The sequence below is a fragment of the Pseudotabrizicola sp. genome (assembly GCF_030656345.1).
GTDB lineage: Bacteria > Pseudomonadota > Alphaproteobacteria > Rhodobacterales > Rhodobacteraceae > Pseudotabrizicola.
Genome location: NZ_JAUSNR010000032.1, coordinates 176,114 through 187,727, shown reverse-complemented (window position 1 = coordinate 187,727; position 11,614 = coordinate 176,114). Strand labels below are relative to the sequence as shown.

General features: G+C 63.4%; 11 protein-coding genes. 3 read left to right on the top strand and 8 right to left on the bottom strand.

Features of this window, described 5'->3' with window-relative positions; genetic code table 11:
* Positions 1 to 262: 262 nt before the first annotated feature.
* A complete protein-coding gene (locus Q7J44_RS18730; protein WP_370693040.1) occupies positions 263 to 415 on the bottom strand; it encodes a DUF3309 family protein in 153 nt (50 codons plus the stop codon).
* Positions 416 to 930: 515 nt separating this feature from the next.
* Here Q7J44_RS18730 and Q7J44_RS18725 point away from each other — a divergent pair.
* Both Q7J44_RS18725 and Q7J44_RS18720 read left to right on the top strand, forming a co-directional pair.
* Positions 931 to 1,785 (top strand): hypothetical protein, encoded by an 855-nt coding sequence (locus Q7J44_RS18725; RefSeq protein WP_304882525.1) that lies wholly within the window; start codon positions 931 to 933, stop codon positions 1,783 to 1,785.
* Between the two features lie 123 nt (positions 1,786 to 1,908).
* Positions 1,909 to 2,859, top strand: a complete 951-nt coding sequence (locus Q7J44_RS18720; RefSeq protein ID WP_304882523.1) for an arsenic resistance protein — start codon at positions 1,909 to 1,911, stop codon at positions 2,857 to 2,859.
* Positions 2,860 to 3,052: 193 nt separating this feature from the next.
* Here the strand turns inward: Q7J44_RS18720 and Q7J44_RS18715 are convergent, their stop codons facing one another.
* The 4 genes from Q7J44_RS18715 to zwf all read right to left on the bottom strand — a co-directional run bounded on the left by Q7J44_RS18715 (position 3,053) and on the right by zwf (position 6,924).
* Positions 3,053 to 3,916, bottom strand: coding sequence for an aldo/keto reductase family oxidoreductase (locus tag Q7J44_RS18715; RefSeq protein WP_304882521.1), 864 nt, complete (start codon positions 3,914 to 3,916; stop codon positions 3,053 to 3,055).
* Positions 3,917 to 4,063: 147 nt separating this feature from the next.
* Entirely contained in the window at positions 4,064 to 4,735 is a 672-nt protein-coding gene (locus Q7J44_RS18710) for a bifunctional 4-hydroxy-2-oxoglutarate aldolase/2-dehydro-3-deoxy-phosphogluconate aldolase (RefSeq protein ID WP_304882519.1), read from the bottom strand.
* 19 nt (positions 4,736 to 4,754) lie between these two features.
* Positions 4,755 to 5,468: a 6-phosphogluconolactonase gene (gene pgl, locus Q7J44_RS18705; RefSeq protein ID WP_304882517.1), complete on the bottom strand. Its 714-nt coding sequence runs from the start codon at positions 5,466 to 5,468 to the stop codon at positions 4,755 to 4,757.
* Entirely contained in the window at positions 5,455 to 6,924 is a 1,470-nt protein-coding gene (gene zwf, locus Q7J44_RS18700; protein WP_304882515.1) for a glucose-6-phosphate dehydrogenase, read from the bottom strand. The genes pgl and zwf overlap by 14 nt, the downstream gene beginning before the upstream one ends.
* A gap of 171 nt (positions 6,925 to 7,095) precedes the next feature.
* Here zwf and Q7J44_RS18695 point away from each other — a divergent pair, with 171 nt between their 5' ends.
* Positions 7,096 to 7,965: a MurR/RpiR family transcriptional regulator gene (locus tag Q7J44_RS18695; protein ID WP_370693038.1), complete on the top strand. Its 870-nt coding sequence runs from the start codon at positions 7,096 to 7,098 to the stop codon at positions 7,963 to 7,965.
* A 219-nt stretch (positions 7,966 to 8,184) separates the two neighbouring features.
* On the opposite strand, the gene Q7J44_RS18690 is transcribed toward Q7J44_RS18695, so the two are convergent.
* From Q7J44_RS18690 to Q7J44_RS18680, 3 genes are all read right to left on the bottom strand, one after another.
* On the bottom strand, positions 8,185 to 8,952 hold the full coding sequence (locus Q7J44_RS18690) for a D-hexose-6-phosphate mutarotase (protein WP_304882513.1): 768 nt from the start codon (positions 8,950 to 8,952) through the stop codon (positions 8,185 to 8,187).
* 159 nt (positions 8,953 to 9,111) lie between these two features.
* Entirely contained in the window at positions 9,112 to 10,362 is a 1,251-nt protein-coding gene (locus Q7J44_RS18685) for a carbohydrate porin (RefSeq protein ID WP_304882511.1), read from the bottom strand.
* 99 nt (positions 10,363 to 10,461) lie between these two features.
* On the bottom strand, positions 10,462 to 11,613 hold the full coding sequence (locus Q7J44_RS18680; protein WP_304882509.1) for an ABC transporter ATP-binding protein: 1,152 nt from the start codon (positions 11,611 to 11,613) through the stop codon (positions 10,462 to 10,464).
* Position 11,614: the final 1 nt, after the last annotated feature.

The window sequence follows — 11,614 nt, the reverse complement described above, 5'->3', positions numbered from 1 at the left end:
AAAGGTGCCACCCCTGTTTGCCCGTTCGATTGGCCGCCGCAAGCTTGCCTGTTCGCTGTTGTACGTATGGCGTCAGCAGCGCGCGGCCCCCGATCAAGCGGCAGAAACACAGTAAGAACCCGGCCGTAACTGCCGAGGCCAGGGCCGGCGGCTTAAGTTGATGGCATTGGGGCGTGACCAGACCAGCAGCTGGCAAGCGCTCGAATTAGAGTAAAAACCAGCGGCAGAGCTACTGGTCAATCAAACGAGAGCAGGGCAACTTTTACAGCCTCCCCATCAGCAGCAGGATCAATACGATAATCAACACCAGGCCCAACCCACCCGTCGGACCATAGCCCCAACGTCGACTATGCGGCCACGCGGGTATGGCACCCACCAGCATCAACAACAGCACGATCAACAGAATCGTTCCCAAGCCCATGGCGTTCTCCATAAATGGTTCGAGCTCGCTGGCGCAGAAACCTCGACACGAGGTATCACGCTCACCACGGCAAGCCATGCCGATACGCTTCGAGCATCACTGATCGAATAATAGCGAGTAGGCACCCGGGCAGTTTCAACCGTTAGCCCTCCCAGTTCGGTGCGCTGTCAAACATAGCAATCACCCCGCCACAAACAGCGACCAATGGCGTGTCTGTTGAATGGGCGCCGTGACTATTCTTTAGCTTATACATTCAGGCGAATGTATCGCTGCGACTGCCCGCTGGCGGCAGCGCGACAGACCTCCTTGGGAGGGTAGCCAATGCAAGTAGCATATTGCCGGAATGCCATCACTCCCAGCCTGGCACTGAGCACCTGCATACCGAACATGCAGCCCCTTGATGCGCCATGGCTGCAGCTCGACGCAAGAGCCAAGGGATTGTTCGTGTGCTTGCGGTAAGGTGTCTTCTACTGCCCGGCGCTGGCTGTTTGCAGTGGTTGCGCGCGAGCATGCTGGTGGCGCTGCTGGTTGCCGGCCACACCCACGCACAAGACGCCGAGGCGCTCAAGGCCCGGCATACCGCCCTTACCGAGCAACTCAGCGAAACCCCCTTTAAACGCCCACTGCATCTCGAGTCCCGGCAAACCGCCAACACCTTGCAGGGCGATATCTACGCCGTGATCGAGCAGCCCTTTGCCTTGGTCGGCATGGCATTACAAGGCAGTACGCACTGGTGCGACATCCTGATCCTGCACCTGAATGTGAAAAACTGCCGCGCCTCAGCGGGTCCGGGCGGAGAAGTCCTGCGCCTGCATATCGGCCGCAAGTTCGAGCAGGCCCTGGCCGATGCCTACCTGTTCGAATTTACCTACCGGGTCGTCACGGCGACGCCCGAGTTTCTTCAGGTGCTATTGGAGGCCAGGGACGGGCCGCTGGGCACCCGCAGCTACCGCATCGCGCTCGAAGCAGTAGCCCTCGATGACCGGCGCAGCTTCCTCCACCTCTCCTATTCCTATGCGTATGGCGTTGCAGCCCGCATGGCCACGCAGAGCTACCTGGCGACACTGGGACGCAACAAGGTGGGCTTCAGCATCGTCGGCCGGACAGCCTCGGGTCAGCCCGTCTACATCGGCGGCATGCGCGGGGTGATCGAACGCAACACCATGCGTTACTACCTGGCGATCGAGGCCTACCTGAACGCCCTGCCGGAGCCGCCGCTAACCCGCCAGGAAAAGCGCCTGCAACTCTGGTACGACGCTGTCGAGCACTACCCGGCGCAACTGCACGAACTCGAGCGCGAGCAGTACCTGACGATGAAGCGCAAGGAGATCCAGCGCCAGCAGGCAGACGCTGCTAGCGAATAAGTGCCCACCGCTGCGCCAGCGCGCGCCCTTCAACGACTAAGGCTTTGCGCAATAAAACCGCCTAAGATGGCGCGGCCAAACCGCTGGCCGCACGCGACCACTAGAACCTACGGAAACGCCGCATTGGATCGTCTGACACTGGAACGCCGGCAAGTCTGGGTTTACCTGACAGCCATCATCGCCGGGCTGCTGCTCGGCAGCCTGCTGCCGGGCATCGCCCCGACCCTGCAAGCCATGCTGTGGCCGACGCTGATGCTGTTGCTCTATACGACCTTCGTCCAGGTGCCACTGTTGCACCTGCGCGCAGCCTTCGCTGATCGACGCTTCATCAGCGCCTTGCTGGTCGGCAACTTCCTGCTCGTGCCCCTGCTGGTCTGGGGCCTGCTGCACTGGCTGCCGGATGATCCGGTACTGCGCGTGGGGGTGCTGCTGGTGTTGCTGGTGCCCTGCACGGACTGGTTCATCTCCTTCACCCAGCTGGGCGGCGGCGATGTACCGCGCGCGGTGGCCGTGACCCCGATCAACCTGCTGCTGCAATTGCTGCTGCTACCCGTCTACCTGTGGCTGCTGACAGACGCGCAACTGACCAGCGCACTGACAGTCAGGGATGCAGTACCCGCGCTGCTGGTTGTGCTGGTCCCCTTGCTGCTGGCGGCGCTGAGCGAGCGCTGGCTCGAGGCGCGGACCGGGCGCGACGCACTGCGTCAACACCTGGCCTGGTGGCCGGTACCGCTGCTGGGCCTGGTGGTACTACTGATAGCAGGTGCTCAGGTCGCGGCGGTAAAGAATGCCCTAGAGCTGCTACCGCTATTGCTGCCGGTGTTTATCGCCTACCTGCTGCTGGCAGCTGTGATCGCCAAGCTGCTGGCGCTGGCCTGGCAGCTGCCCGCCAGCCACGGGCGCACCCTCGCCTTCAGCCTGGGCACGCGCAACTCCTTCGTGGTCCTGCCCTTTGCCCTGAGCTTGCCGCACGGCTGGGAAGTGGCGGCAGTGGTGATCGTCGTGCAGTCGCTGGTCGAACTGTTCGGCATGCTGGGGTATCTGTACTGGCTGCCGCGCCGGCTGTTTCGCTAGCAGTTGGCCCGCCCGCTGTCGCGCAGCAAACTGTGTAGGGGTCTGGGGGACGCCTAGCCCTTGCTGCGGTTCGGCGCTCCGACGATGCTTTTGATCTGCAAAGATCAAAAGCAAGCTGGCTCCTACAAGGCTCCGCGTGGATTTAATTTCTATATATAAAAGCGGGTTATTTTTAGCCTGATAGGAGGGCCCGTCAGGGCGCCCTGTGCCCGCGTGCCGCTTCGGCCAGGTAGAACCAGGTCGGGGCGTCCAGCTGCAGCGCCGCGCCGTTCAACGCCTCTTCAATCCGCGACCAGCGCAGGCTACCGAGGATCGGCCGCGGGCTGCCCGGCAAACGGCGCACCCAGGCCAGGGCGACCTGATTGGGGGTTGCCTGCACGGCTGTCGCTACCTCAGCCAGGGCCTGCTGCAAGGCCGGGGTAAAAGCCCCACCGGCCAACGGCGACCAGGCCAGTACCTGCAAGCCATCGGCTTGCATGGCCTGCAACTGGCCATCCCAGGCGCTCGACTGAGCCAACAGCGACAGTTCGATCTGGTTGCAGCGCAGCGGCAGCTCGCGACCCAGGCTTTGCCAGTGTAGCGGCGCGGCATTCGACAGCCCCAGCCAACCGACCTTGCCACTCTCGACCAGGGCCTGCAGGGCGCGCACCACTTCATCGGCGCACAGCAGCGGGTCGGGACGGTGCAGGAGAAAGCCATCCATGCGCTCGACGCCCAGACGCGCCAGCGAAGCCTCGACTGCAGCGGTCAGGTAGGCCGCCCCGCTGTTGTAGTGCTTGACCTGCCAGCGCGAGCCGTCCAGGGCCGCCGGCACTATGTCGGCCTTGCTGATCAGTTGCAGCTGCCCGCGCAACTGCGGGCGCAGGCGCAAGGCCGCGCCAAAGTGCGTTTCGCACTGGCCCAGGCCATAGATATTGGCGTGATCGAACGCATTCAAGCCCCGCTCGACGCAACGTTCGACAAAGCCCAGCAGGGCCTGCGGGGTCGCCAGTTCGGGATAATCGAGCAGGCGCATCATGCCGAGCAGCAACGGCTGCTCGATCGGGGAATCAGTCATGGTGGGGGCAATCCCAATGCAGGGTCGATCCGGATCAAACGCAGCGGCGCCATACAACCTGTAGGGTGCGCCGTGCGCACTAATGGGCACGCTGCGCTCATAGGATGGTGCGCATGGCCTAGACAGCCCCGCGCACCCTACACATCCTCAATCCAACAACTGCAGGGCCTCGGCACTGCACTGCTGGATGCGCGCCCAGTCGCCGTCCTTGACCCACTGGCTGTCGAACATCCAGGTGCCGCCGACGCACATCACGTTGGCCAGGGCCATGTAGCGCTGCAGGTTGTCGGGATTGATGCCGCCGGTGGGGCAGAAACGCACATCACCGAAGGGGCCACCGAGAGCCTTGAGCGCCGCCGTGCCGCCGCAGACTTCCGCGGGGAACAGCTTGAAGCGGCGGTAGCCGAGGGCATAGCCGAGCATGATGTCCGAGGCACTGCTGGTGCCGGGCAACATCGGCACCGGGCTGTCCAGGCTGGCCTTGAGCAGTTCGGCGGTGGAGCCGGGGGTGACGATGAACTGCGCACCGGCCTCCTCGGCGGCAGCGAGCATCTGCAAGTCGAGCACGGTGCCGGCGCCGACACAGAGTTCAGGGCGTTGCTCGCGCAGCAGGCGAATGGCGGTCAGGCCATGGGCCGAACGCAGGGTGATTTCCAGCACGCTCAGGCCGCCGGCCGCCAGGGCATCGGCCAATGGCAGGATGTCCGCCTCACGGGCGATGGTGATCACCGGCATGATCCGCGCGCGGGCGCAGAGGCTGTCGATCTGGGCGATTTTTGCAGCCATGCGGGCCTGCGGGCTTTGGTCGTTGGTCGTCATATCGGCTGGTCCTTCGGCCCTAGGGGCACCAGTAAATCTCAAGGGGGGAATGCAATAGCGCGCGCACCGGCATGCTCGCCACCTCGGCCTCAGCCAGGGCGGCGGCCAGGGTCTTGAGCTTGCCTTGCCCCTGCAGGGCCAGCAGCGGCAAACGTGCAGAGCTCAGTAACGGCAAGGTCATGCTCAGGCGCTGATGCGGCACGCTGGGCGCCAGCATCGGCAGGCAGCGGCGCAAGCAGTCGGCCTGCAAGGCGTCGTGCAGATTCGGGCTTTCCGGGAACAGCGAGGCGGTGTGGCCGTCGTCGCCCATGCCCAGCACCAGCACGTCGATCGGCGGCAACTCGGCCAGGGCCTGATCGGCTTGCAGCGCCGCTTGTTCCAGGTTGGCAGCCGGCTGGTACAAGCCCACAAAGCGTGCGGCGGCGGCTGGGCCACGGAGCAAGTGACGGCGCACCAGGCCTTCGTTGCTGTCGGGGTGGGCGACCGGCACCCAGCGCTCGTCGGCCAGGCTGATCACCACCTGCGCCCAGTGCAGCGGCTGCTGCGCCAGGGCCTCGAAAAACGCTATCGGGCTGCGCCCACCGGACACCACCAGAGTCGCCTGACCCTGGGTTTCGATCGCCACGCGCAACGCCTCGGCGACCGCCTGGGCCAAAGCCTTGGCCAGCTGGGCCGGATTGCTCAGGCTGCGCGCCACCACGCCCAGCGGTAAATCGAGATCAGAGATCGCCATACCAGGACCTCCCGTCGCGGGTGATCAGGGCAATCGACCCCATCGGCCCCCACGTGCCGGCGGCATAGGGTTTCGGTGCATCGCCCAGTTGCTTCCAGCCGGCGATCAGCTGATCGCACCACAGCCAGGCACATTCGATTTCGTCCTTGCGCACGAACAGGTTCTGATTACCGCGCATCACTTCCAGCAGCAACCGCTCGTAGGCATCGGGAATCCGCGCGCTGCGGTAGGTGTCGGAGAAATTCAACTGCAAGGCGTGACTACGCAACTGCATGCCCTTGTCCAGGCCCTGATCCTTGGTCATCACCTGCAGGGCGATACCCTCATCCGGTTGCAGGCGGATGATCAGCTTGTTACCGATCAACTGGCGCTGCTCCGGGGCGAAGATGTAGTGCGGGGTTTCCTTGAAGTGGATGACGATCTGCGACATTTTTTCCGCCATGCGCTTGCCGGTGCGCAGGTAGAACGGCACGCCGGCCCAGCGCCAGTTGCGAATGTCCGCGCGAATGGCGACGAAGGTTTCGGTATCGCTCTGGGTGTTGGAGTTTTCCTCCTGCAGATAACCCGGCACCGCCTTGCCATCGCTGCTGCCAGCCACGTACTGACCACGCACCACCTGGCGGCTGAGTTGCGCGGAGGTGATCGGTTCCAGTGCCTTGAGTACCTTGACCTTCTCGTCGCGGATGCTGTCGGCGGACAGTTCGCTGGGCGGGTCCATGGCGATCAGGCAGAGCAGCTGCAGCAGGTGATTCTGGATCATGTCGCGCAGCTGCCCGGCCTGGTCGAAGTACCCCCAGCGACCCTCGATGCCGACCTTCTCCGCCACGGTGATCTCCACATGGGAGATGTGATTCTGGTTCCACTGGGTTTCGAACAGGCTGTTGGCAAAACGCAGGGCGATCAGGTTCTGCACCGTTTCCTTGCCTAGGTAATGGTCGATGCGATAAATGCGGGTTTCCGGAAAATACTGCGCAACGGCATCGTTGACCGCCCGCGATGACTGCAGATCGTGGCCGATGGGTTTTTCCAGCACCACCCGCGCCCGCTCGGTCAGGCCGACCCGCGCCAGGTTGGCGCAGATCCCGCCGTAGACCGAGGCCGGCGTGGCGAAATAGGCGATCAGCCGTTCGCTGGTGCCAACCTGCTCTGCCAGCGCGTCATAGTCGTCGGCCTGGAGGAAGTCCATGGTCAGGTAGCTGAGCCGCGCCTGGAAACGCTGCAACACCACCTGGTCGATCTCGCGGGCGGGCACATGGCGTAACAGGTGTTCACCAATAGAGGCCAGATGCTGGGACGCCTCGCCATTCTCGCGCGCCAGGGCGAAAATCCGCGTATCGGCATGCAACAGCCCGGCGCGATCGAGTTGGTAGAGTGCCGGAAACAATTTGCGTAGAGCCAGATCGCCCAGCGCACCGAACAAGGCAAACGTACAGGATTCAACGGTTATCGAAGGCATGATGTTTGTTCTTTTATCAAGTTAAGCTAGAAATACCCTGTGCACAGGATTTTATCAAGGCCATATGTTGTAATAAAAACAACATTTTGCTAAAAAACACTTTCCAGTGGTAGCCCCTTGGCCCCATCAGTACGATAGGCCAGCAATTTCAGCCCCGGCTAAGGAATAACAATGGACCGCGTGCGCAATCTTCTGGAACAGATCCAGGGCCGACTCGACAGCCTTAACAAGGCTGAACGTAAAGTCGCCGAAGTGATTCTGCGCAACCCGCAGCAAGCCACCCGCCTGAGTATCGCCGCCCTGGCGCAAGCCGCCCTGGTCAGCGAACCGACGGTCAACCGCTTCTGTCGCTCGTTCGGCGTCAGCGGCTACCCCGAGCTGAAGATGCAGCTGGCGCAGAGCCTGGCCAGCGGTGCCGCCTATGTCAGCCGTGCGGTGGAAGCCGATGATGACCCCGAGGCCTATACCCGCAAGATCTTCGGCAGCGCCATTGCCTCGCTGGACAGCGCCTGCCAGTCCCTTGACCCACAGCTGGTCAGCCGCGCAGTCGACCTGCTGATCCAGGCACGGCAGATCCACTTCTTCGGCCTCGGCGCCTCGGCCCCGGTGGCGCTGGACGCCCAACACAAGTTCTTCCGCTTCAACCTGGCCGTCTCCGCCCACGCCGACGTGCTGATGCAGCGAATGCTCGCCTCGGTGGCGCACACCGGCGACCTGTTCGTGATCATCTCCTACACTGGGCGCACCCGCGAGCTGGTGGAAGTGGCACGCCTGGCCCGGGAAAATGGCGCCTCGGTACTCGGCCTGACTGCCGCCGGCTCACCCCTGGCCCAGGCCAGCACCTTGAGCCTGAACATCCCGCTGCCGGAAGACACCGACATCTACATGCCGATGACCTCGCGGATCATCCAGCTCACCGTGCTCGACGTGCTCGCCACCGGCATGACCCTGCGCCGTGGCGTGGACTTCCAGCCGCACCTGCGCAAGATCAAGGAAAGCCTCAACGCCAGCCGCTATCCGCTGGACGAGGAGCCGAGCTGATTCACGCAAGGGCCGCAGCGTTGCCCGAGAAACCCGCCCCATAGCCCGAATAAGCCCTGGCGCAATCCGGGACCACTTTCAAGGACGACTCCAGGATTACACCCGAGCTACGAGAGCGGTGCAGGGTGGTTCGGGGCGCGTAGCTGGCGCCTTTTTCATCCACCAATAGCGATGCCGCAGACCTTGCAGATGAACATAGAATCTACGGGTTGTGCGTGCTCAACCCAGGCGCGCCTTCAGCTCCAGTAAGGCCTCCTCCCCCGGCTTGAGGGTCAGGCTGTCGGCGCGGCAACTGGCGGCCTGGACGCAGACAAACCCCAGCGCCTCGCGCCAACTCACATCGGTCAGCGGCCGGCTACCCGGATGCCAGACCACGCTGTTGGCGCCGCCACGGGTATCGACCAGCAGACGCCGCTGCCAGGCCAGGTCCTGTACCTGAACCAGCGCGCCATGGTCGAATATTTGGTGACAGCCATCCTCAATGCGCAACTCGCCGCGCTGCTGACAGTCGCCGCGCTTCAGCAGGTCGTAGCCTTGGGCACCATCCAGGCCAAGTAACGCCATCCGCGCAACATCGCTGATGCACCAGTAGGCATGCAAGGCATGGCTGAGCTGGCAGGGCTCGCTGTCCTGATGCGAGGTGCGCAGGCGTAGCTTCATCTGTTCGCCTAGTTCGACTTCCAGGGTCACCGTCCAGTCGCACAGCTGCAACTGCCAGCTCAGCCGCACGCCCCGCTCATCCACCTCGCTGCCGAGCAATTGCCAGTCACTCAGCCGTGCCCAGCCGTGGGACGGCCAACCGCTTTCGCTGGGGTGACGACCGAACCAGGGCCAGCACACCGGCACCCCGCCGCGAATCGCACCGCCGCGCGGCCAACGGCTGGCGCACCACAACCAGGGCCGCTGGCCGCGTGGTTGGAAGTGCAGCAATTGGCCGCCCTGGCGACTGAATATGGCCTGGAAACGCGCATGCTCGACCAGCAGCAATTCACGCTCCTGGTGAGTCACCCAGCGCAAGGCTGGCCCGGCGCACGACACAAACAACCCGGCCAGGGGATGCTCTGCAGCAGCCCCCGGCCGGGTTGTCGACGCGCTAGTCGAACGCCGCGGCTTAGCCGGCAGCATCGACCCGCTCACAACAGGCGATCACCACCAGTATTCGACCTGGACACCGAAGTTGGAGCCATGCCGGGCGCTGTCAAAGGCACCGCTATCGGACAGTGCCGAGCCTGCCGCCAGCAAACTGGCCGCACGTTGCGCCGCCTCGTTCCAGCTGGCATAGGTGTAATACAGGCGAATTTCCGGACGCGCCCAGAAGTCCTGACCCGCCGGCGACCAGGTCGGCGCCACGGTGAACTTGCTCAGTTTGCGCGTGCCATCCACCGCGTCGACCTGATCAAAGCCCAGCTCGCCGACCAGCTTGAACTGCTCAGTGAAGGCATAACTGGTACGCCCACCCACCGACAGCCAGTCCTGATCGCTGCCATCGGGACGCACATCCTTCTGGAAGACGAACTGTGCCTGGCCGCCCCAGCGTGGCGTGGCCTGCCAGTTGTAGATTTCCACCAGGCGATAGCTCTTGTTGTCGCTATCAAGGGTCACATCGCCGGTATAACCCAGCCCGGTGCCCGGACCCTGACCGTACTGCAGGGCCAGGGTATTGCTGCCACCGAGAAAATCGGCCTGCTTGTGCTGTGCGGTTAGCGCCCAGCCGCTGTTGGCGTCGGTGCTATCGGGCTTGTCGATAAAGCTCAGGCCGAATTCCAGCTCACCGCCCGGGTTGGGCTTGAAGCCGGCGACGTTGAAGTCATGGCGATTGATATAGGGGTCTTGAAAGTAGCTGTCCTTGCGCGAGAAGGCGTAGCTGTATTTCAGCCCGCCCAGCGCGAAGTCCTCGATACCGGCGCCGGTGGCGCTCTGGTTCCAGTAGAAGAAATCGCTGATATGGATATCGTTACGCTTGTAGAAGCGCCGCCCGGCCCACAGCGAGCCGCCATTGAGCGCTGGCACCTTGCTCCACTCGGCGTACATCTGGTTCATCCTGGCGAAGCCATAGTCGCCACTGAATTTCGGCGTGTGGCCATAGGCGTTGTACAGCTGGGCCATGCCCTCGACGCTGAGCACCGAGCCGTCGTCCAGGGTCAGCAGATCCTGACGCAGATCCAGCTCCATGTACTGCTCGCACTCGTTACCCAGACGGTATTTCGACTGCGCGCCGGGCAACTGGAAGCACGACTGGCTTCCGCCGTTCTCCGTACTGCCCGCACCGCTGCGCACATAGCCGCTGAACTCCAGCGCCTGGGCCTGGGGCACTGCCAGGGCCAAGGCCAGCAGGTAGGGTGCGCCGCGCGCACCACGGGCGACACGCAATGACCGGGGATTGAAACTGATCTTCATGGCTGCTCCTGATTGTTTTTATTGTGTGAAGTGCTGCGGGTAACCGCCGAAGCGGCGGATTCTGTGGGGCTATTGGTGCGCATAGCGCACCCTACCGACCTAACCGACCTTGAATTGAGCCACCTTGCGCTCAAGCGGTTGCGGCTTTCCCGGCAGCAGGCGCTCGCCGCTTTTGGCGTCGAACAGCAGCACCTTGCTCGGGTCGAACTGCAGCTCCAGGGTCTGCCCCACCTGCGGCGCATCGTCCGGGGCCAGGCGGCAGCAGACCTTGGTCTGGTTGAGTTCGACGAACACCAGGGTGTCCGGCCCGGTGGGCTCGACAACCTCGACCTCGGCGCGGATCGACGACTGATTGCGGCTCTCGGCGGTGGCCAGGAGGATCTGCTCGGGGCGAATGCCGAGGATCACCTCACGACTCTCGAAGCCCTCCTCCATCGCCCCCAGCGGCAGTTCGCAACGCGCCTGACCGCTGTCGAGCAGGGCCAGCAACTGACCATCGCGACGCTGCAGACGCAGGGGAATGAAGTTCATCGGCGGCGAACCGATAAAGCTCGCCACGAACAGATTGGCCGGGTCGTTGTAGATCTGCTTGGGGGTGCCGAACTGCTGGATGATGCCGTCCTTCATCACCGCCACCTTGTCGCCCAGGGTCATGGCCTCGATCTGGTCGTGGGTGACGTAGACCGTGGTGGTCTTCAGGCGCTGGTGCATCAGCTTGATTTCGGTGCGCATCTCGACGCGCAGCTTGGCGTCGAGGTTCGATAGCGGCTCATCGAACAGGTAGATCTTCGGCCGCCGCGCCAGCGCCCGACCCATGGCCACACGCTGCTGCTGGCCGCCGGACAGTTGGCCGGGTTTGCGCGCCAGCAGGTGTTCGATTTGCAGCAACTTGGCGACCCGCGCCACTTCCGCCTCGATGTCGGCCGGGGCCATCTTGCGCATCTTCAGGCCGAAGGCGATGTTGCCGTGCACGGTCATGGTCGGGTACAGCGCATAGGACTGAAAGACCATGGCGATGTCACGGTCCTTGGGGCTCTTGCCGCTGATGTCCTGACCGTCGACCAGGATCGCCCCGCCACTGATATCTTCCAGGCCGGCGATGCAGTTCATCAGGGTCGATTTGCCACAACCGGACGGACCGACCAGGATCAGGAACTCGCCGGACTCGATCGATATCTCGATGTTCTTCAGGGTGTCCACCAGGCCGCTGCCGTAGGACTTGTTGACGTTACGCAGTTCGAGGGTTGCCATA

Coding starts and splice junctions, on each gene's coding strand:
- Q7J44_RS18725 (WP_304882525.1), top strand. CDS start 931: ATGCTGGTGGCGCTGCTGGTTGCCGGCCACACCCACGCACAAGACGCC.
- Q7J44_RS18715 (WP_304882521.1), bottom strand. CDS start 3,916: ATGACTGATTCCCCGATCGAGCAGCCGTTGCTGCTCGGCATGATGCGC.
- Q7J44_RS18710 (WP_304882519.1), bottom strand. CDS start 4,735: ATGACGACCAACGACCAAAGCCCGCAGGCCCGCATGGCTGCAAAAATC.
- pgl (WP_304882517.1), bottom strand. CDS start 5,468: ATGGCGATCTCTGATCTCGATTTACCGCTGGGCGTGGTGGCGCGCAGC.
- zwf (WP_304882515.1), bottom strand. CDS start 6,924: ATGCCTTCGATAACCGTTGAATCCTGTACGTTTGCCTTGTTCGGTGCG.
- Q7J44_RS18695 (WP_370693038.1), top strand. CDS start 7,096: ATGGACCGCGTGCGCAATCTTCTGGAACAGATCCAGGGCCGACTCGAC.
- Q7J44_RS18685 (WP_304882511.1), bottom strand. CDS start 10,362: ATGAAGATCAGTTTCAATCCCCGGTCATTGCGTGTCGCCCGTGGTGCG.
- Q7J44_RS18680 (WP_304882509.1), bottom strand. CDS start 11,613: ATGGCAACCCTCGAACTGCGTAACGTCAACAAGTCCTACGGCAGCGGC.